The sequence below is a fragment of the Kitasatospora sp. NPDC057015 genome (assembly GCF_042673745.1).
GTDB lineage: Bacteria > Actinomycetota > Actinomycetes > Streptomycetales > Streptomycetaceae > Kitasatospora.
This window is the reverse complement of sequence record NZ_JBHUSG010000002.1, coordinates 212,416-233,351: the sequence shown is the minus strand read 5'-3', so window position 1 is coordinate 233,351 and position 20,936 is coordinate 212,416. Positions and strand designations below refer to the sequence as shown.

Below are 20,936 nucleotides of genomic sequence, written 5' to 3'. Positions count from 1 at the left end.
TGGGCCGATGCCGGCGGACGCGAGGGAAGCGGCGGGGCCCCTGGGCCGGCCCGCCGGCGGGGGCCGGCCGGAGCCGCCCGATGACCGGCAATCCGGTCGCCACCGCCCAGCGCCTTCGCCGGCAGCTGGAGGAGCGCCTGCCCGTGATCACCCGGGTCGCCGGCCAGCTGCTGGAGGTGAACCTGCTGGAGGCCGGGACCAGGCTCGCCGCCCAGTGCTTCCTCACGGCCGTGCCCCTGCTCTTCGTGGCGGCAGCGGTCGCCCCCAAGGGCTTCCAGGACCAGGTGATCAGCTCGCTGCGTTCGGCCTTCGGCCTGTACGGCGGCTCCGAGGACCAGCTGCGGGCCCTCTACCGAGGCGGCCAGAGCAACGACCTGCGGGAGGCGGTCGGTGCCGCGAGCGCGCTGATGGCCCTGCTGTCGGCGACCGCGTTCAGCCGCGCCATGCAGCGGGTGTGCGAACGGGCCTGGCAGCTGGGCAAGTCCGGTACCCGGATCGTGGCCTGGCGCTGGCTGGTCTGGGTGGCGTCCTGGTTCTTCATCCTGGCCGTCCAGGGGCCCCTGCGGAACGGCTTCGGGCTCGGACAGGTCCTCGGGATCCCGCTGTCGGTGCTCTCCAGCACGCTGGTCTGGTGGTGGACGCAGCACCTGCTGCTGGGCGGTCGGATGCGCTGGTTGCCGCTGCTGCCGGGAGCGGTGCTCACCGGGATCGCGATGAGCGTGCTGTCCATCACGGCCAGGCTCTACATCCCGGCCGCGCTCAACCGCAGCCTGGCCGAGTACGGCGGGCTCGGGCCGGTCTTCACCCTGCTCTCCTGGCTGATCGCGCTCTGCGCCGTCGTGACCGGGTGCCTCACGGTCGGCGCGGTGCTGGCCGGGGAGCCCTTCCTGGCCCGGTACCTCGGGACGCCGACCGCCGTGCCGCAGTCACAGTCACAGTCACAGTCACAGTCGCCGTCGTCGGCGGCCGGGACGTCGGCGGCGGTGCCGCCGGAGCAGCCCGGCCCGCACGCCCCGGGCGGGCCGTCGTCGGACGCTCCGCCCGGGCCGCCGGGGGCACCGCCCGAGTCGCCGCCGCTCTCCCGATCGCCGCTGGCCGCCGCGCCGCCGGTGGCCCAGGGCGGGGACTGCGGGCCCTGAGCGGAGCCGTCCGCCCCGGCCGTGCGTCCGGCCGCCCCGCGCACGGGCCGGGCGCCGCGCCGCCGCGCCCGGTCGAGCGCCCGCGTAACTGCCCGCACACCCGCCCGCACCCGTGTCCGTGCGCCCCCGCTGCGCCCGACGGACGGCGGGCCCGGCCGGGGGCGGGGCCGCGCCCCGGGCCGGGCGTCCGCGGGGTCGCGTCCGGGTGTCACTTCTCCCGGAGCAGCGGATCCGCCCGGGTGAGGGTGTCCGCCAGGCGGGCCAGCGCCGCGTCGTCCCGCTCCACCGGCTCGTGGAGCGGCCCGTCGGCCGTCCGCCAGCGGCGGGCCACCTCCTCCGCGGACTCGCCCGTGAGCAGCGCGGCCGCCTGGGCGGCGGCGCCGAGAGCGACCAGCTCGCGTGCGGCCGGCACCCGGACGGCCCGGCCGGAGAGCCGGCGGACGGTGTCCCGCCAGGCCGTCCCCTGGGCCCCGCCGCCGATCAGCAGCAGCGGTACGTCCGGGTCGGCCGCCTCGCCGCCGGCCCGCAGCACGTCCTCCAGCGCGGTGAGCAGCGCGTACGCGGCGCCGTCGTACGCGGCCTGCAGGATCTGTCCGGGGGTGGTGTCGTGCCGCAGGCCGTAGAGCAGGCCGGCGGCCTCGGGCAGGTCGGGCGTGCGCTCGCCGTCGAGGAACGGCAGCACGACGGCGGTGCCGCCCGGTTCCACCGCGCCGCGGTCGCGGCCGAGCAGGGCGGCGATCCGGTCCACGGCCTGGGTGCAGTTGAGGGTGCAGGCGAGCGGGAGCCAGCCGTCCGAGGCGTGCGCGAAGCCCGCGACGGTGCCGCTCGGGTCGGCCGGGCGGCCCCGGGTGGCGGCGTAGACCGTCCCCGAGGTGCCGAGGCTGAGCACCGGGAGGCCGGCGGTGGACCCGGCGCCGAGGCCGAGCCCGAGGGCGGCGGCCATGTTGTCGCCGGTGCCGGCCGCGACGGGTGTGCCGGCGGGCAGCGGGCCGCCGGCGAGCACCCGGCCGGCCGGTTGCCCGGGGGGTGCCACGGCGGGCAGCGCGGCCGGGTCGAGTCCGACCGCCGCGAGGATCTCGGGGTCGTAGCCGTCGGCGGTCCACCAGCCGGTGCCCGAGGCGTCGCCGCGGTCGGTCACGGCCTCGCCGGTCAGCCGGCCGGTGAGGTAGTCGTGCGGGAGCCGGACGGCGGCGGTGGCGCGGACCGCTTCGGGCTCGTGCGCCGCCAGCCAGGCCCACTTGGCCACGGTGAAGGCGGCGGTGGGCACGCTGCCGGTCCGCCGGGCCCACTCCTGCGGGCCGAGCAGCGCGGCCAGCTCCCTCGCCTGCGGGGCGGAGCGCACGTCGTTCCAGAGCATCGCCGGGCGGACCGGCCGGCCGCCCCGGTCCAGGGTGACGAGTCCGTGCTGCTGTCCGGCCACCGAGACGGCCGCCGCGGTGCCGGCGTGCCCGGTGCCGGCCAGTGCGATGCAGAGGGCCTGCCACCACTGCTCGGGGTCGCTCTCCCGGGCGCCGCCCGTCCCGGTGACGGTGTGCGGGGCGCGGCCCTCGCCGAGCACGGCTCCGGTGTCCAGATCCACGGCGAGGGCCTTGGTGGTCTGGGTCGAACTGTCCACGCCGATCACCACGCGGGCGGTTGCTGTCATGGCTGCTGCGTCCTTCGCTTGCTGCGGTGGGTGGTCGGCCGCTCGGGGCGGCGGGGCGGGATCCGGACCGGTCGGGGGGTTTCGCGGAACCGCATCCGCATACTAGTTTGTTTTTCGGCATTGCAAATAGGGTGACGGCGATTCCCCGACGGATTCCCCCCGCCCGCCCGAACCCGAACCCGAATCCTTCCCGGCTCGGCCCGACACCGGGCCCGCCCCACCCCGGTCCCACCCCACCCCACCCCATCCCACCGCACCGACGCCGCCCCCGCCCGAGCGCGGGGGCCGGCGACCCTCCCACCGAACCGCCAGGAGCCCGCTGATGAGCACCGACCGCACCGCACCCGCCGCCCTCACCCCCACCCCCGAGGACAGGTTCACCTTCGGCCTCTGGACCGTCGGCTGGCAGGGCCGCGACCCCTTCGGCGACGCCACCCGTCCCGCCCTCGACCCGGTCGCCTCGGTCCAGCGACTGGCGGCGCTCGGCGCGTACGGCGTGACCTTCCACGACGACGACCTGATCCCCTTCGGCTCCACCGACGCCGAGCGCGAGGCGCACGTCAAGCGGTTCCGCCAGGCCCTGGACGGCGCCGGCCTCAAGGTGCCGATGGCCACCACCAACCTCTTCACCCACCCGGTCTTCAAGGACGGCGCGTTCACCGCCAACGACCGCGACGTCCGCCGCTACGCGCTGCGCAAGACCATCCGCAACATCGACCTCGCCGCCGAACTCGGCGCCGAGGTCTACGTCGCCTGGGGCGGCCGCGAGGGCTCCGAGTCCGGGGCCGCCAAGGACGTCCGGGTGGCGCTGGACCGGATGAAGGAGGCGTTCGACCTGCTCGGCGCCTACGTCCTGGAGCAGGGCTACGACCTGCGGTTCGCGATCGAGCCCAAGCCGAACGAGCCGCGCGGCGACATCCTGCTGCCCACCATCGGCCACGCCCTGGCGTTCATCGACCGCCTGGAGCACCCCGAACTCGTCGGCGTGAACCCGGAGGTGGGCCACGAGCAGATGGCCGGCCTGAACTTCACCCACGGCATCGCCCAGGCGCTGTGGTCCGGCAAGCTCTTCCACATCGACCTCAACGGGCAGTCCGGCATCAAGTACGACCAGGACCTCCGCTTCGGCGCGGGCGACCTGCGGCAGGCCTTCTGGCTGGTCGACCTGCTGGAGTCGGCCGGCTACACCGGCCCGCGGCACTTCGACTTCAAGCCGCCGCGCACCGAGGACTTCGACGGCGTCTGGGCCTCGGCGGCCGGCTGCATGGCCAACTACCTGATGCTCAAGGAGCGCGCGGCCGCCTTCCGCGCCGACCCCGAGGTGCAGCAGGCCCTGCGCGCCTCGCGGCTGGACCAGCTCGCCCTCCCCACGGTGGCCGAGGGCGAGGGCCTGGCCGGCCTGCTGGCCGACCGGGCCTCCTTCGAGGACTTCGACGTGGACGCGGCCGCCGCCCGCGGCATGGCCTTCGAGCAGCTCGACCAGCTCGCCATGGAGCACCTCCTCGGCGCCCGCTGACCGACCCCGCAGGCAACGGACCGGCCCGGACGCGGACCTCGCGCCCGGGCCGGTCCGGCCTGAGCGCCCTTCCGACCTCGCGTCCGGTCCGAACGGCCTTCGCCGGACGCCTCGTTGCGGACGTCGGGCGTCGGGTGCCCCTGAGCGGGCACCACCTGACGTCGAGCCCGTGTCACCTGAGGCCGCGTACCACCCGGGGCCGGCCGCGCCCCGCGGGAGGGGTCCGGCGCGGGCGCCACCGGCCTTGACCGTGGGGGCAGTTGGCTATTCGCGGTCCGCAGGGTGCTCGGTGGCGCCGTCGGAGGGCGGTTCGGCCTTCCGGTAGAGGATCTCGCGGGCCTGCTCGGCGGCGCGGATGATGCTCTCGCTGACGAAGTCGAGAAAGCGGGCGATGTTCTCCAGGCGGGTCGCGGCGGGGGTGTCGGGGCCGAGGACGCCGACGCCCTGCCGTGCGGTTTCGACGAGTTGGGCGGTGGAGCGGGCGCTCGCCATCATGGACTGGTACCAGACGTCGTCGTCGACGACGTAGCGCTCGCGGCGGCGGTCGTCGCGTTCCCGGCGGACGAGGCCCTGGCTCTCCAGGAACGTGATCGCCTTGGAGACGGACGCCGGGCTGACCTGGAGACGCTGGACGAGCTCGGACGCGGTGAGGTTGCCCGTGTCGGCGAGGGTGAGGCAGGCCATCACCCGGGACATCATCCTGGGCGCACCCGTGGCCATGATGACGTTGGTGAACACCTCCTCGTACTCGCGCACCGCTTCGGGGTCCCGGCCGTACGGCTGCTGGGACGCCTCCGCCCCCTGGGGTGCGGTCTGCCTGCGGCGGTGGGCGCGGCGTTCGGTGGCGCGGTGGGCCAGGTCGGAGCGGTAGGCGGTGGGGCCGCCGTTGCGCATGACTTCGCGCGTGACGGTCGAGGTCGGGCGGTCGAGGCGTCTGGCGATCTCCGCGTAGGCGTCGCCGTCGGCCAGCCCCAGGGCGATCTGCTGACGTTCCTGCTGGGTGAGCCTGCCTCCCGGCATCGGGGTCTCCTTCGTGGTCCGTGGTGCCCTCACTATAGCGTTCACTGTCAATCCATTGCAACGAATGCCCTGGCGCCTGTTGCATTAGATTCCAATCCATTGCAACGAAATCTCCGCTCTGGCCTGCAATAACAGCTATTCCATGCAACGAGTCTGTTGCCAGAAGTCTGAATGCAACGTAGCTTTTCCATCATCAGAAACGGCGGGCCGACAGGGAGTCCGCCGCTGGAGAAGGAGAGAGCACGATGCAGAAGTTCGACACCCCCGCCCCGATCGCCGCCGTCCTCGACGTCCCCGCGGGCCGCATCCGGTTCATCGCCGCCGACCGCCCCGACACCACGGTGGAGGTCCTGCCCGCGGACGCCTCCAAGGGCCGCGACGTGAAGGCGGCGGAGCGGGTCCAGGTCAGCTACGGCGACGGTGTCCTGCGGATCGAGGCCGCGCCGGCCGCGAACCGGATCCTCGGCAACCCCGGATCCGTCGAGGTGACCGTCCAGCTGCCCGCCGGCTCCCGGGTCGAGGCGAAGGCCGCCAGCGCCGAACTGCGCGGCGTCGGACGCCTGGGCGACGTCACCTTCGAGGCCGCCGCGGGCACGGTCAAGCTCGACGAGACCGCCGCCGCCGAGCTCGCCCTGCACGCCGGCGACATCGCGGTCGGCCGCCTCGGCGGCCCCGCCCGGATCAGCACCCGGCAGGGCGACCTGCGGATCACCGAGGCCGTCCGCGGCACCGTCACCCTGCGCACCGACGCCGGCCACATCGAGGTCGGCGCCGCCCGCGGCGTATCCGCCTCCCTCGACGCCGGCACCGCCCTCGGCCGGGTCCACAACGCGCTCAGGAACACCGACGGCGCCGCCACCCTGACCATCCACGCCACCACCGCCCTCGGCGACATCACCGCCCGCAGCCTGTAAGGCCCACAGCCCACAAGAAGGAGCACCTCATCATGACCAACCTGGCCATCGCGGCGAACGGGCTGCGCAAGTCCTACGGCGACAAGACCGTGCTGGACGGCGTCGACCTGGCCGTCCCGGCGGGCACGGTCTTCGCCCTGCTCGGCCCGAACGGCGCCGGCAAGACCACCGCCGTCAAGATCCTCTCCACCCTCGTCACCGCCGACCCCGGCTCCGGTGCCATCCGCATCGGCGGCCACGACCTCGCCACCGCTCCCCAGGCGGTGCGCGCCGCGATCGGCGTCACCGGCCAGTTCTCCGCCGTCGACGGCCTCATCACCGGCGAGGAGAACATGCTCCTCATGGCCGACCTGCACCACCTGCCCAAGGCCGAGGGGCGCCGGGTCGCCACCGACCTGCTGGCCCGCTTCGACCTCACCGACGCCGCGAAGAAGCCCGCCTCCACCTACTCCGGCGGCATGAAACGCCGCCTGGACATCGCCATGACCCTCGTCGGCGACCCGCGGATCATCTTCCTGGACGAACCGACCACCGGCCTCGACCCCCGCTCCCGCCACACCATGTGGCAGATCATCCGCGACCTGGTCGCCGGCGGCGTCACCGTCTTCCTCACTACCCAGTACCTGGAGGAGGCCGACGAACTCGCCGACCGCATCGCCGTCCTCAACGACGGCAGGATCGCCGCCGAGGGCACCCCCGACGAACTCAAACGACTGATCCCCGGCGGCCACGTCCGCCTGCGCTTCACCGACCCCACCACCTACCGCACCGCCACCAGCACCCTCCCCGACGCCACCCGCAACGACGAAGCGCTCACCCTGCAACTCCCCAGCGACGGCAGCCAGCGCGACCTGCGCGCCGTCCTCGACCGACTGGACTCCGCCGGCATCGAGGCCGACGAACTCACCGTCCACACCCCCGACCTCGACGACGTCTTCTTCGCCCTCACCGCCACCACCCGGACCACTCGGCCCGGCCCGAGCGCCCTCCCCGTCCAGGCCACCCAGCCCACCCAGCCCACCCAGCCCACCCAGAGCAAGGAGACCCACCGATGAGCCTCTCCCTCGCCGTCCGCGACTCCTCCACCATGCTGCGCCGCAACCTCCTGCACGCCCGCCGCTACCCCTCACTCACCCTCAACCTGCTGCTCACCCCCGTCGTCCTGCTCCTCCTCTTCGTCTACGTCTTCGGCGACGTGATGAGCGCGGGCATCGGCGGTGGCGACGCCGACCGCTCCCAGTACATCGCCTACCTCGTCCCCGGCATCCTGCTGATGACCATCGGCGGCACCCTGGTCGGCACCGCCGTCTCCGTCTCCAACGACATGACCGAAGGCATCATCGCCCGCTTCCGCACCATGGCCATCCACCGCGGCTCCGTACTCGTCGGACACGTCGTCGGCAGCGTCCTGCAAGCACTCCTCAGCGTGATCCTCGTCGGCGCCGTCGGCGTCGCCATCGGCTTCCGCTCCACCGACGCCACCGCCCTGGAATGGCTCGCCGCCCTCGGACTCCTCGCCCTGTTCGCCCTCGCCTTCACCTGGATCGCCGTCGGCATGGGAATGGTCAGCCCCAGCGCCGAAGCCGCCAGCAACAACGCCCTCCCCCTGATCTTCCTCCCCCTCATCTCCAGCGCCTTCGTCCCCGTCCACTCCATGCCCGGCTGGTTCCAACCCATCGCCCAGTACCAACCGTTCACCCCCGCCATCGAAACCCTCCGCGGACTCCTCCTCGGCACCCACATCGGCAACAACTGGTGGATCACCATCCTCTGGTGCCTCGCCCTCGCCGCCCTCGGCTACCGCTGGTCCACCTCCACCTTCAACCAGGACCCGAAGTAGCCCCCGTGACACCGCGGGCCGCATCCCGCAAGTCGCCACCCCCGAGGGCGGCGTAGTCCGACACCCCGTCGGAGTACGCCGCCCCTCGGCGTTCCCGGCCGCCCGCCGGGCCGCATCCACCGCCGGGCCGCATCCACCGTCGGGTCGTCTCCTCCACTGCCGACCTGGGCCGGGGGGCAGGCGGCGAATTTGTCGGATGTCCTTGTATCGGGGATATTGGATCTTGGTCCAAGGGGGCCGCTACGTCGGATGACGAGAAGTCAGGGGATCTTCACATGGCGGGAATTGGATTCATGCGCGCACTGGCCGCGACCGCGGCCGGTGTGGTGCTGGTGGCCACGGGGGCGACCGGCGCGACCGCGGCGCCGGCTGCGGCGGGCCCGGTGCCGGACACGGCCGGGGTGCGCGCCGCACTGCAGAACGCGGTGACCGCGGGGGCGCCCGGTGCGTTCGCCGTGATCAGGGACCACGGCGTCGCGGAGACCAAGGTCGCGCTGACGCTCGGCAAGGCCGACCTGGACGGGACGCCGATGAACGCCGACTGGCGGTTCAGGGTCGGCAGCAACAGCAAGATGTTCGCCGCGGTACTGGTCATGCAGCTGGTGGAGCGGGGGCGCATCGACCTGGACAGGCCGCTGCGGGACTACCTGCCGGCCGGCACCCTGCCGGAGGGCTGGACGATGACCGGCCGTCAGGTGATGGAGCACCGCGCGGGCGTCTACGACCACACCAACGACCTTCTGGAGCAGGCCGGCGAGGAGACCACCAGCGCCTTCGAGGCCCGCATCCGCACCAAGGTCTACGACCCCGCCCAGCTGGTGGCGATGTCGGTCGCGCACGGCCAGCAGTACCCGCCGGGGACGCGCTACGCGTACTCCAACACCGACTTCGTGCTGATGGGCATGGCGGTCGAGCACCTCACCGGCCGGCCGTACGCGGAGGTGCTGCGCGACGGGATCATCGATCCCCTGGACCTTCGCCGGACGTCCTTCGTGGTGCCGGAGCAGGAGATCGCGGGCCGGCACGTCACCGGGTACCTGACCAACGACGACCGCTCGAAGCCGCTGCTGGACTCCACCGAGCAGACCGCCTCCTGGCTGTGGAGCGCCGGCGGGGTCACCTCCTCCGCCCGCGACATGGACCGCTTCCTCACCGCGCTGATGGCGGGCAGCGCCGGCGGCCTGGTGTCGGACGACTCGCTGAAGCAGATGACCAGCGTGCTCCCCACGCCGTCCGCGACGGTCAGCTACGGACTCGGGCTCCGGCAGATCACGCTGTCCTGCGGCAAGGTCTTCGGTCACGGCGGGATCGTCCAGGGCTACCAGACCCAGTCGTTCACCACGCCGGACGGCCGGCGCAGCGTCGTCGTCTTCGCCAACGCCTCCAACAACGGCAGCGTGACCGCGGGGCTGATGGGTGCGCTGGAGCCGGCCTTCTGCGGCAAGAAGCCCGCTCCCGCCGCCACGCCCCGCAGCCTGACCTCGCCGGGGGCCGGTGCGCAGCAGGAGAACGGCGCGGACACCGGCCGCGTCGAGGTCCCCGTGGTGGAGGACACCCGGATCTGACCGTACGGCGCGACGACCGTGACCCCTGCGCCGCGGGTGCGGTGCAGGGGTCACGGGTCACCCGTCGGGCCGGTCAGCCGGACCTCTCGGCCGGTCCGGTCGGGCGGGCCCGGTCACTTCACCGTGCAGGCGGTGCCGTTCAGGGTGGCCGCCGTCGGGTTGGTGTTGGTGCCCGACCAGCTGCCGTTGAAGCCGAAGGACGTGCTGCCGCCGCCGGCGGGCAGCGAGCCGTTGTACCCCAGACTGCTCACCGTGACGTTGGCCCCGGACTGGGTGTACGCGCCGTTCCACAGCGAGGTGACCTGCTGGCCGTTGGCGAAGGACCACTTGACCGTCCAGCCGTTGACCGCGGTGGCGCCGGTGTTCTTCACCGTCACGTTGGCGCCGAAGCCCCCGCCCCACTGGCTGGAGACCGCGTAAGTGATCTCGCAACTCCCGCCGGCCGTCGGGCTGGTGGTGGCGGTCGGGCTGGTGGTGGCCGTCGGGCTGGTGGTGGCGGTCGGCGAACTCGTCGCGGTGGGTGAGGCCGTCCCGGTCGGGGTCGCCGTGGCGGACGGGGAGGCGGTGGCGGTCGGGCTCGGCGGGGTGGCGCTGGTGTCGCCGACGATGATGCCCCGCCCGTTGGTGCCGATGTACACCCGGCCGTACACCCGCGGGTCGCCGGTGATCGTGGCGCCGGTCCAACCCCACTGCTGGGCGTCGTTGTTGATCCGCACCCAGCTGGCCCCGGCGTCGTCCGAGCGGAAGACGCCCCGGACGCCGCCGATCTTCGCGCTGGTGTAGAGCGCGGGGTACGTCCGGCCGGGGGCGGGCTTGCCGAAGCCGATGCTGTCGGCCTGGTCGGCCGCCGCGACGCGGGTGAAGGTCGCACCCGAGTCGGTGGAGTGCCACAGGCCGTACGCCGCGCCGGCGCCGGTGGTGCCGCCCGCGAACCAGACGTCGCCCTCGGTCGTGGTCAGCGCCTTGAAGCGGACGTTGCCGGTGGCCGGCAGGCCGGTGGCCGCACTGGCGGTGAAGGTCAGGCCGCCGTCGGTGGAGGTGTAGAACCTGCCCGCCGAGAAGGCGTAGAACTTCTTCGGGTTGACCCGGTCGGAGGCGACCCGGGCGCCCGCCGGCACGCCGGTGGCGGCCGTCCAGGAGTTGCCGCCGAAGGTGGAGCTGGAGACCGCGCCGCCGTCCGGTGCCCAGAGCACCCGGCTGCCGTCCGCCGCCAGTGCCACGGTGCCGCCGCCGGTGGTGCCGGCCGGTTCGCTGTTCGCCTGGTACCAGTTGGCGCCGTTGTCGTTGGAGAAGGCGATCCGCTTGGCGGTGCTGCCGCTGTCGAGGTTCCCGGAGCGCACCACCATGTTCGCGTTGGACTGTGCGTAGTCCAGGCTGGTGCTGGTGGTGAAGTTGGGGGAGGTGTACATCATCGCCGGCACGGTGGTCAGCGAGGTGTGCCGGAACCCGCCGATGTCACCCAGCGCGCTGAGCAGGTTGGCGCCGGTCGGCGGGCTGATCAGGTCGTTGACCGCGGTCTCCTCCAGCCCCTGGACGACCGGCTTGATGGTGACCTTGGTGCCGGCGTCCCAGGCGGTGAGATTGTCGGTGCCGTAGAGCGTGGCGCCGGTGCCGTACATCATCCGGTCGGAGTTGAACGGGTCGATCTCCAGGGCCTCGGTCATCCAGCCGAGCTTCGGGGTCTCCTCCGGCGGGCTCGGGTTGGCGCCCCAGGTCAGCCAGGGGGAGCTGGAGACGTCCATGGTGTAGTGGTCGACCCGGGTCGGGTAGGAGCTGTACTCCCAGATCGGCTTCCAGGTCGCCCCGAAGTCGGTGCTCCGGTACATCTGGGTGTCCGGCCACCAGGAGCTGTAGCCCGTCGCCATCAGGACGTTGGGGTGCTGGCGGTCGATGCTCAGGCCGCTGTAGCCGAAGTAGGCGCCGGAGTCGGTGGAGGGCAGCGGGCTGATCCTGGTCCAGACGCCGGTCGCGGTGGCGTAGCGCCAGATGTCGCCCTTGCCGCCGTCGTACGGGCCGCCGGTGTCACTGGTCGCGATGTAGAGGTAGCCGTTGACCGGGTCCAGGACGCCCTTGTGCGGCAGGAAGCCGGTGGGCTGGCCGGCCAGGCGGGTCCAGGTGGCGCCGCCGTCGGCCGACTTGTAGACGCTGTTGTCCTTGTCGGCGACGCCGACGTAGATGGTCTGGGTGGTCGAGCCGGCGGCTGCCGAGGTCTTGTCGAAGGTCACCCAGAGCACGCCCTGCTCGGCGCTCAGGTACCCGTTGGTGTCGCTCGGATCCGGCGCGTAGTGGCCGACGTTGGGGAAGGCGGTGACCTGCGCCCAGGTGACGCCGTAGTCGGTGCTGCGCCAGAGGCCGTTGCCGCTGGGCGCGCCGAAGTACAGCACCTTGTCGTTGTTCGGGTCGATCGCCAGGCGTTCGCCCATGCCGCGGCCCGGCATGTTGCCGCCGATCTTGAACGGCAGGGCGGTGCGCGCCCAGGTGGCGCCCTTGTCGGTGGAGCGCAGGATGGCGCCGTTGTTGGGGTCCCAGCTGTTGGTGTACATGCCCGCGGCGACGTACACCCGGTTGGTCTGCACCGGGTCGGTGGCGAGGCTGGCCACGCCGGTCAGGTTCCAGTCGTCCCAGCCGACCGAGTCGAGCAGGGGGATCCACTTCTTGGTGGCCGGGTCCTGCCGGTAGGCGCCGCCGATGTCGGTGCGGGCGTAGACCAGGTTCTTCTCGGTCTGGTTGAAGACGATGCCGGGGACGAAGCCGCCGCCGTCGATCCTGGCGTTGCTCCAGCTGTAGGTGTCGGCGGTGGCCGCGTCGGTGGAGGCGGCGGCCGTGCCGCCGAGGCCGGTCAGCGAGGTCAGCGCCAGACCGCAACTGACCGCCACGGCGGTGAGGGCGGCTCTGGAACGGGTGGTGAGCATGGGGGGTGAACTCCTCGGGGCGGGCCGGCGGGTGGGGGCCGGTCGGGTGGGGAGGTGGGAGCACGGAGGTGGGTACGGAAGGGGGCGCGGAACGGGGCACAGCGGTGGGAGCGCTCCCATGGTTGACCGGCCGCAGGCGCCCGTCAAGGGCGGTGACAGGCTTCGACGCGCTTCGACATCTATTCGGACGGGCGGGCAACAAACTAGGATGCCGCGAGCCCCGCGATGAGCCCCGCCGTGAGCCCGCCGGGAGAGCCGCAGAAGGAGCAGCATCCGTGAATCCCCTGCACACCAACGACGTTCGCGGCAGCCACGCGATCCACGACACCGCCCCCGCGGCCCGCTGGGAGGACGCCTTCCTCGCCGGGAACGGCGAGTACGGGATCATGGTCGAGGGCGGCCCGCAGCGCGAGCGCATCGTGCTCACCCACCACCGCTACGTCCTGCCGAACGGCACCCGCCACCTCCGCGCCGCCGAGACCGCCGACCGGCTGGAGGAGATCCGCGACCTCGTCCTGGCCGGCCGCGCCCCCGAGGCCCAACGGATCTGGGCGCGCGGCGAGGAACTCCGCTGGACCCAGTCGTTCCACCCCGGCCACGCCCTGGAGATCGGCGACCCCGCCCGCGGACCCGTCCGTGACTACCTGCGCCGCACCGACTTCGACACCGGCGAGATCATCGTCGTATGGCAGGACGACGCCGGCGCGCACCGCCGCCGCTCCTTCGTCTCCCGCGCGGACGCCGTCCTGGTCCACGAGCTCACCGGCCCGCCCGCCGAACTGCGACTGCGCCTCACCGGCGACCTCCCCGACTGCCCGGACGACGTCCTGCACACGTGCACCGCCGCCGGCCTCGACCCCGAGCGGGCACTGCTCAACGCCCGTGCCACGTACCCGCCGGGGCTCGGCGCGTACGGATTCGAGGCGGTGCTGCTGGTGCACGCGCCCGGCGCCCGGATCGACACCGACGGCGACGTGCTGATCCTGCGCGGAGCCCGCCGCGTCCTGCTGCTCGGCAGGCTCGACCGCCACGAGCGGCCCGGCTGGCAGACCGGCGCGCTGCACGGATCGCTCGACCGGCTCCCCGCCGACTACGACACCCTGCTGGCGGCCCACACCGCCCTGCACACCCCCGCCTACCGCCGCGCCGCGCTGGACCTCACCGGCGCCGGGTCCGCCGAAGCCGCCCGGCCGTCCACCGCCACCGCCCCGGCCGAGGCCGCCCCACCGTCCACCGCCCCCGCGGGCGCATCGGCCGCGGACCTCGTCGAACGCCAGCGGAAGTCACCGGACGCCCTGGATCCGGCCCTGCTCGAACTCCTCTTCCACAGCGGCCGTTACCTGCTGCTCTCCGCCAGCGGCGTGCTGCCGCCGCGCCTCACCGGGCTCTGGATCGCCGCCTGGGGGGTTGCCTGGTGCGGTGACTTCACCACCGACGCCAACCTCAACCTCCAACTGGCCGGCGCCAATCTGGCCGCCCTGCCCGAGGCGGTGCACGCCCACGCCGCGCTGGTCCGCGGACAGGTCGCCGACTGGCGGGCCAACGCCCGCGCCCTGTACGGCGTCCGGGGCCTGCTCGCCCCCGGCCGGACGGACGGCGAGCACGGCCACCTGTTCCACCTCGACGACGACTGGCCGTGGCCCGCCTGGCTGGCCGGCGCGGACTGGCTGCTGCACCCGCTGCACGAGTACTGGCGCACCACCGGCGACGACGCGTTCCTGCGCGCGGAGCTGGCCGGCTGGCTGGTCGAGGCCGCCGAGTTCTTCGAGGACTTCCTGACCCGCACCGACGACCGGGGCCACGTCGTCTTCGTCCCCTCCTACTCCCCGGAGATCGCTCCCGAGGGTGTGGCCGGGTCCGCCACCGTGAACGCCGTGATGGACGTGTCGGCCGGCCGGCACGCGCTGGAGAGCGCCATCGAGGTCTGCGAGCACCTCGCCGTCGAGCCGGCGGCCGTCGCCCGCTGGCGGGCCCTGCTGCTGCGGTTCCCGCCGTACCTGGTCAACTCGGCCGGCCGGCTGACCGAATGGGCCTGGCCCGGCCTGGACGGGAACCTCGACCACCGCCACGTCAGCCACCTGTACCCGGTCTGGCCGCTGCACGAGATCACCCGCGACTCCGCCCCGGAGCTGGCCGAGGCGGCCCACCGCGCGCTGGTCGACCGCGGCGACGAGAACCTCTCCGCCCACGGCAGCCTGCACCGCGCGCTGGCCGCGGCCCGGCTGCGGGACGCCGGACTGGCCCGCGCCAACCTGCTGAAGGTCCTCGGCGGCGACATGCTGTTCCGCTCGCTGATGTCCTCCCACAACCCGGGCCTGGAGATCTACAACGCGGACGCCGCCATCGCCCTTCCGGGCCTGGTCCTGGAGCTCCTGGTCGACGCCCGGCCCGGCCGGCTCGACCTGCTCCCGGCGCTGCCGGCGGAGCTGGCCCGGGGCGCGGTACGCGGCGTCACCTGCCAGGGCCGGGTCACCGTCGAGGAGTTGGCCTGGGACTCGGCGGCCGGCACGGTACGGGCGGTGCTCCGCTCCGCGGTCGACCAGACCCTCGCCGTGCACTGCCGGGGCGCCCGGCGCAGCGTCCCCCTGGTGGCCGGGACGGCGGAGGCGGTGGTCTTCGACGGGGTCTGACGCCGCGGCCGGGGCCGGGCGGAAATCGCCTGGCCCGGCCCCGGGCGGCGGCGTACCGTCGCCGCATGCAGCTGCTCTCCGTGAACGTCGGCGTACCCGTGCCCAACCCGTGGAAGGGCCTGCGGGCGACCGGCATCGACAAGCGCCCGGTGGCCGGCCCGGTCGCCGTCTCGGCGCCCGGCCCCAAGGGCACCGGGGCGGTCGGCCTGGCCGGCGACCGGGCGTACGACGTGAAGCACCACGGCGGCGCCGACCAGGCCGTGTACGCCTACGCGCGGGAGGATCTCGACCACTGGGAGGGGGAGTTGGGCCGGCCGTTGGCGGACGGACTCTTCGGCGAGAACCTCACCACGACCGGCCTGGACGTCAACGGGGCGCTGATCGGGGAGCGTTGGCGGATCGGCGCGGACGTCGTCCTGGAGGTATCCTGCCCGCGGATCCCCTGTGCGACCTTCCAGGGCCGGCTGGAACGCGCCGGCTGGATCAAGGAGTTCACCCGGGCCGTCCGGCCGGGGGCCTATCTGCGGGTGATCGAGCCCGGCGAGATCGCCGCGGGCGACCCGGTGGCGATCGTCCGGCGTCCGGACCACCGGGTCACGGTGGCCCTCGCCTTCCGCGCACTGACCCTCGAACCCGAGTTGCTGCCCCTGCTGCCGGTCGCCGACGCGCTCCCGGCGGAGGACCTGGAACTGATCCGCCGACGCCTGGCCTGACGGGGTACCCGCAGTGGCGGGGCCCCGGCAGGCCAGGCGTCGGTAGGAGGGCGCCCCGCCGGTCACCGGCCGGGGCACCCTCCTGCCGGGGCCGGGATCAGGCGCGGTCCACCGTGAACGCCGCCAGCCGCTGCTCGCCGCGCAGCACCAGGTAGAGGTCGTGCACGCCGCCCGGGCTGTCCGGCACCTCGGTGGAGACCGTGGTCCAGGCGTAGCGCCCGCCGGTGGACGGCACGGAGAGGCTCGCCAGCAGCGGGCCGCTCTCCGGGTCCCCGGTGCGCAGCTCCAGCACCGCCGCGCCGGGCTCGGTGCGTGACACCTCGGCGCTGAAGAGGACGGGTCCGCCCGGCAGTTCGGCCGCCCGGAAGAGCAGCCGGCCGGTCGTACCCGCCAGCGGGCTGACGGCGTCGCCGTCCTCCCGGCGGGCGTCCACCAGGGTGACGCCGGCGTGGTCGTCGAAGTCGGCCGCCCGGACGCTCCGGCCGGTCACCCGGCGCGGCCCCGGCGTCGCTCCGCCGACGGTGATCGGTACGGACAGCTCGACCGCCCCGGCCGAGCGGGCCGCCAGGATCTCGTACGCACCCGGGTCGACGGTGAACCGGCCCTCGGCCACGTCCCAGTGCGCCAGTGCCGACAGCGGAACGGTGAACTCCACCCGCCGGCTCTCGCCGGGTGCCAGCCGCAGCTTGCGGTAGTCGGCCAGCCGCAACGACGGCGCCTCGTACCGGGCGTCGAGCGCCCGGGTGTACAGCTGCAGGGTCTCGACCCCTGCCCGCGGGCCGGAGTTGGCGACCTCCACGCTGCCGGTGATCTGCTCGCCGACCAGCTCGGCCGTGAGGGCGCGGTAGTCGAAGGACGTGTAGGAGAGCCCGTGCCCGAACGGGTAGAGCGGTGCGCCCCGGTGGTACTGGTACGTCCAGCCGGCCTTGATGATGTCGTAGTCCAGGCGTTCCGGCAGCGCTTCGTCGCCGCGGTACCAGGTCTGCGGCAGCCGCCCGGCGGGGTCGCTGTCGCCGAGCAGGACGGCGGCCAGCGCGCGGCCGGTCTCCTGGCCGCCGTGCGAGGTCCAGAGCACGGCCGGCAGGTTGGCCTGCGCCCAGTCGACGGCGTACGGGTAGCTGCTCATCAGCACCAGCACGGTGTCGGGGCACTCGGCGGCGACGGCTCGCAGCAGCGCCTCCTGGGCGGGCGGGAGCCGCAGGTCGGCGCGGTCCTGGGTCTCCCGGCCGTTGATGTGCGGGTCGTTGCCGAGGACGACGACGGCGGTGTCGGCCGCGCGGACGGCGGCCAGCGCGTCGGCCGCGCCGTCGCGGACGACGGTCCTGGTCCAGCGCTCGGCGGCGGCCGGCTCGGCGGCCGAGACGGTGACCAGCCCGGTGGCCGGGTCGACGACCGCGTACGCGCCGTTGTGCACGTTGCGGAGCAGCTCGCTGCCGTCCTCCTGCGGCTCCAGCCGGAAGGTCTCGTGGACGTCCCAGCCGTTCGGCTGGGTCTGGTCGGCGGCGAGGCCGAGGTCGGCGTCCTTGAGGGTGACGTAGCGGCCGGAGGCGGCGTTGCGCAGCGTCAGGACGCCGTTCCCCCAGTCGAACAGGTCGAAGCAGGCCTCGTCAACGGGCTTGCCGTCGGCCTCGGCGGCGTGGATCGGCCCGGTCGGGTCACCGGCGGGCACGGCGAGCAGTCCGCCGGTGGAGGCGGCGCGCAGCGCGACGCGGTCCACGCCCTCGGTGCGGACCACCTCACCGCCGCGGGCACCGAGGGCGGCGCCGAGTCCGGCGGCGACGGTGACCCGGTACGGCATGGTGCCGCTGTACCAGTCCTCGAAGAGCGAGTCGGCGAGCGGGCCGAGCACGGCGACGCGGCGGCCCTCGGCGGGGGCCAGCGGCAGCAGCCGCCGCTCGTTGCGGAGCAGGACGACGGACTCGGTGGCCGCGCGCAGCGCGAGCCGGCGGTGCGCGGGGGAGTCGACGACGCTCCACCCGGTGCCGGCGTACGGGTCCTGCGCGGGGTCGAACTCGCCCAGCCGGAACCGGATCGAGAGCTGGCGGCCGACCGCGCGGTCGATGTCCGCCTCGGTGAGCAGGCCGCGCTCCAGCGCCTCGGTGATCCGGGCGATCGTGGTGCCGGGGTCGTCCGCGTGGTCGGTGAAGCTGTCGACGCCGGCCCTCAGCGCGGCGGCGTGCGACTGCGCGTGGTCGTCGAAGTACTCCTCCGGGTCGACCAGGTTGGACGGCGCCTCGGCGTCGCTGCAGACGAACAGCTCGTGGCCGGTCGGCCGGGCCCAGCGCCGCAGCTCGGCCTCGATCAGCGGACTGACGTGGCAGGGGCGGCCGTTGACCAGGTTGTACGCCGGCATCACGCCGGTCGCCGAGCCGCTGGCGATGGCGGTGCGGAACGCCGCCAGGTCGTACTCGTGCAGGACGCGCGGGCGCAGCCCGGAGGAGGTGAGGCAGCGCTCGTCCTCGTTGTTGTAGGCGAGGAAGTGCTTGAGGATCGGCGCGGTGCGCAGGTGTTCGGGGTCGTCGCCGGCGAGGCCCCGGCAGAAGGTGTCGGCCAGTCGGGCGGTGAGCAGCGGGTCCTCCGCGTAGCCCTCCTCGTTGCGGCCCCAGCGCGGGTCGCGGAGCAGGTTCACCACGGGGGCCCAGGCCTGGAGGCTGATCCGGCCCTCCCCGGCGGCCGGTGCGCGGTGGTGGTGGAAGGCGCGCAGTTCGGTGCCTGTCGCGGTGGCGACCTCGTGGACCAGCTCCTCGTCCCAGGTCGCGCCGAGGCCGACGGCCTGGGGGAAGACGGTGGCGGCTCCCAGCCAGCCCACCCCGTGCAGGGCCTCGGTGCCGGTGCGGAAGGCCGCCACCCCGAGCCGGGGGACGGCGGGGGAGTACTGGTGCAGCATGGCGATCCGCTCCTCCCGGGTGAGCCGGGCGAGCAGGTCCCCGACGCGTATCCGCAGCGCGAGCGTGGTGTCGAGGAAGGGCAGCGGCTCGATGGGCGATTCGGCGGGCACAGCGGTGGTCGTCACCTGGGAAACCCCTTGGGGATGGGCGTGCGGAGGTAGTGGCGCGGCGCGGGGAGGGGGGAGATCCGGTCCGTCGACGGCAGGGACGGGCATCCCGGCGGGCCGCGTGGTGAAACGCTTCGAAAGTCGCACGCCGGGTGGGGGCTGTCAACCATGAGACCGGCTTCCTCCCTCATCAGGGCTTGTGGGCAGGGTGGTTGAGCCCTGGGAGGCCCTGTGACGGGCCCTGGTGATCCCGCGGAAATGATTTGTTCATCCCCTTGTCGAACAGGTGACCCGCCGCTAGTGTCACCGCAACATCGAAGCGATTCGACGAACCGGATCCTCAACGATGAAGGGCCGCACCGACCATGAGCTCCCAGATCAGCCGCCGAACGTTGCTCAGAACCGCCGTCACCGTCGCCGGAGCCGCCGTGGCGGCTCCGCTGCTCAGTGCCTGCGGCAGCGGCGGCGCCGCGAAGAGCGGCTCCAACAGCAAGGCCGGCCTGGCCGGCGCCCTGCCCGCCTACGTCGCCAGCACGGCGGTCACCGCGGACATCCCCTCGGTGACCGGCCCCAGCGGCGGGTTCAGCGACCCGGGCTTCCTGACCTATCCGGCCGCCCCGGTGAAGACCGTCACCAAGACGCCCGGCTCCGGCGGGAGCTACTCCGCCGTGACGCCGCTCTGGGGGACGATCCCGGCGGCCGACAACCCGTTCTACCAGGCCGTGAACGCCGCACTGGGCGTCAAGCTCACCATGCAGCCGGCCAACGGCACCACCTACAACACCGCGATCCCCACCCTGACCGCGGCCCAGAAGCTCCCCGACTGGGTGCAGCTGCCCACCTGGTGGAACGCGCTGTTCAACGTCGGCGGCCTGGTCGGCACCCAACTGGCGGACCTCACGCCGTACCTGGCCGGCGACAAGATCAAGGAGTACCCGAACCTGGCGGCCCTGCCGACCGGTGCGTGGCAGGCCGGCGTCTGGGGCGACAAGCTCTACGGGATCCCGTCCTTCGCCTCCGGCACCGCCTTCGCCGGCGCCTTCTACTACCGCCAGGACGTCTTCGAGGCCAAGGGCATCGCCGCGGACAGCGTGAGGTCCGCCGACGACCTGATGAACCTCGGCAAGGAGCTGACCAGCGCGAGCGCCGGCGTCTGGGCCTTCGACGACATGTGGACGTACCTCACGCAGCCCTTCGGGATCGCGCAGCTGTTCACCGCCAAGGACGGCAAGCTCGTCCACAAGTACGAGCAGCCGGAGTACCTGGAGGCGCTCAACTGGGCGTACCGGCTGGCCAAGTCCGGCTACATCCACCCGGACGCGTTGGCCGGCAACAACAACGACGCCAAGGCCCGGTTCTACGCCGGCAAGGTGCTCGTCACCGGTGACGGCACCGGCTCGTGGAACATGGCCGACGCCCAGGCCGGCCAGGCGGCCGACCCGAAGTACCGGCGCGGCGCGCTGCCGCTGTTCGCCGCGGACGGCAAGTCCGCCCCGAGCATCTTCCTCGGCTCCTCCACCAGCCTGGTCAGCTACCTCAACGCCAAGCTGAAGCCGGAGCAGATCAAGGAGCTCCTCGCGGTCGCCAACTACCTCGCGGCCCCGTGGGGTTCGGCCGAGTACACGCTGATCAACTACGGCGTCGAGGGCGTCGACCACACCCGGGTCAGCGGCACGCCGACCTTCACCGCGGCCGGCCAGAAGTCCGTCCAGCAGCAGACCTACCCCTTCCTGGTCTCCAGCCCGCAGGCGACCAGCAACCCCGGCTTCGACCAGATCACCAAGGACCGCACGGCATGGGAGGCGCAGGCCGTCAAGTACGCCTACAAGCCGGTGTTCTGGAACATGAACATCACCGTGCCGAGCCGGCTCGCCACCGCCAGCGCCGCCCAGGCGCTGGAGGACACCGTCAAGGACGTCCAGCACGGCCTGAAGACCGTCGCCGACTACCAGAACGCGCTGACCTCGTGGAAGCGCAGCGGCGGCGACGAGCTCACCGCCTGGTACCAGAGCGAGATCTACGACAAGCAGGGCTCCGGCCAGTAGCC

General features: G+C 73.3%; 13 protein-coding genes. 9 read left to right on the top strand and 4 right to left on the bottom strand.

Annotation, left to right across the window (positions count from 1 at the left end):
• The first annotated feature begins 80 nt into the window (after positions 1 to 80).
• Positions 81 to 1,139, top strand: coding sequence for a YhjD/YihY/BrkB family envelope integrity protein (locus ACFTWP_RS02850; protein WP_380261948.1), 1,059 nt, complete (start codon positions 81 to 83; stop codon positions 1,137 to 1,139).
• A 208-nt stretch (positions 1,140 to 1,347) separates the two neighbouring features.
• On the opposite strand, the gene xylB is transcribed toward ACFTWP_RS02850, so the two are convergent.
• Positions 1,348 to 2,784, bottom strand: coding sequence for a xylulokinase (xylB, locus tag ACFTWP_RS02845; RefSeq protein ID WP_380261946.1), 1,437 nt, complete (start codon positions 2,782 to 2,784; stop codon positions 1,348 to 1,350).
• Between the two features lie 322 nt (positions 2,785 to 3,106).
• Between xylB and xylA the strand changes: the two genes are divergently transcribed.
• Positions 3,107 to 4,300: a xylose isomerase gene (gene xylA, locus ACFTWP_RS02840; protein ID WP_380261944.1), complete on the top strand. Its 1,194-nt coding sequence runs from the start codon at positions 3,107 to 3,109 to the stop codon at positions 4,298 to 4,300.
• 264 nt (positions 4,301 to 4,564) lie between these two features.
• Here xylA and ACFTWP_RS02835 read toward each other — a convergent pair whose 3' ends face one another.
• A complete protein-coding gene (locus ACFTWP_RS02835; RefSeq protein WP_380261942.1) occupies positions 4,565 to 5,320 on the bottom strand; it encodes a helix-turn-helix domain-containing protein in 756 nt (251 codons plus the stop codon).
• A gap of 245 nt (positions 5,321 to 5,565) precedes the next feature.
• Here ACFTWP_RS02835 and ACFTWP_RS02830 point away from each other — a divergent pair, with 245 nt between their 5' ends.
• The 4 genes from ACFTWP_RS02830 (at position 5,566) to ACFTWP_RS02815 (ending at position 9,639) form a co-directional block, all read left to right on the top strand.
• Positions 5,566 to 6,234 (top strand): DUF4097 family beta strand repeat-containing protein, encoded by a 669-nt coding sequence (locus ACFTWP_RS02830; RefSeq protein WP_380261940.1) that lies wholly within the window; start codon positions 5,566 to 5,568, stop codon positions 6,232 to 6,234.
• Between the two features lie 32 nt (positions 6,235 to 6,266).
• Positions 6,267 to 7,289 (top strand): ATP-binding cassette domain-containing protein, encoded by a 1,023-nt coding sequence (locus tag ACFTWP_RS02825; RefSeq protein ID WP_380261938.1) that lies wholly within the window; start codon positions 6,267 to 6,269, stop codon positions 7,287 to 7,289.
• Positions 7,286 to 8,074 (top strand): ABC transporter permease, encoded by a 789-nt coding sequence (locus ACFTWP_RS02820; protein WP_380261936.1) that lies wholly within the window; start codon positions 7,286 to 7,288, stop codon positions 8,072 to 8,074. The genes ACFTWP_RS02825 and ACFTWP_RS02820 overlap by 4 nt, the downstream gene beginning before the upstream one ends.
• Positions 8,075 to 8,349: 275 nt before the next feature.
• Positions 8,350 to 9,639: a serine hydrolase domain-containing protein gene (locus ACFTWP_RS02815; RefSeq protein WP_380261934.1), complete on the top strand. Its 1,290-nt coding sequence runs from the start codon at positions 8,350 to 8,352 to the stop codon at positions 9,637 to 9,639.
• Between the two features lie 113 nt (positions 9,640 to 9,752).
• Here the strand turns inward: ACFTWP_RS02815 and ACFTWP_RS02810 are convergent, their stop codons facing one another.
• Positions 9,753 to 12,551 carry a cellulose binding domain-containing protein gene (locus ACFTWP_RS02810; protein ID WP_380261932.1) on the bottom strand — a complete coding sequence of 933 codons (2,799 nt, stop codon included), beginning with the start codon at positions 12,549 to 12,551 and terminating at the stop codon, positions 9,753 to 9,755.
• Positions 12,552 to 12,826: 275 nt separating this feature from the next.
• On the opposite strand from ACFTWP_RS02810, the gene ACFTWP_RS02805 reads away from it, so the two are divergent.
• The gene (locus tag ACFTWP_RS02805; RefSeq protein WP_380261930.1) at positions 12,827 to 15,181 is read left to right on the top strand and encodes a glycoside hydrolase N-terminal domain-containing protein; all 2,355 of its coding nucleotides are present in this window, start codon (positions 12,827 to 12,829) and stop codon (positions 15,179 to 15,181) included.
• A gap of 65 nt (positions 15,182 to 15,246) precedes the next feature.
• The gene (locus tag ACFTWP_RS02800) at positions 15,247 to 15,894 is read left to right on the top strand and encodes an MOSC domain-containing protein (RefSeq protein WP_380261928.1); all 648 of its coding nucleotides are present in this window, start codon (positions 15,247 to 15,249) and stop codon (positions 15,892 to 15,894) included.
• Positions 15,895 to 15,991: 97 nt separating this feature from the next.
• On the opposite strand, the gene ACFTWP_RS02795 is transcribed toward ACFTWP_RS02800, so the two are convergent.
• Entirely contained in the window at positions 15,992 to 18,907 is a 2,916-nt protein-coding gene (locus tag ACFTWP_RS02795) for a glycoside hydrolase family 3 C-terminal domain-containing protein (RefSeq protein ID WP_380261926.1), read from the bottom strand.
• Between the two features lie 347 nt (positions 18,908 to 19,254).
• Between ACFTWP_RS02795 and ACFTWP_RS02790 the strand changes: the two genes are divergently transcribed.
• Positions 19,255 to 20,934: an ABC transporter substrate-binding protein gene (locus ACFTWP_RS02790; protein ID WP_380261924.1), complete on the top strand. Its 1,680-nt coding sequence runs from the start codon at positions 19,255 to 19,257 to the stop codon at positions 20,932 to 20,934.
• The last annotated feature ends 2 nt before the right edge of the window (positions 20,935 to 20,936 follow it).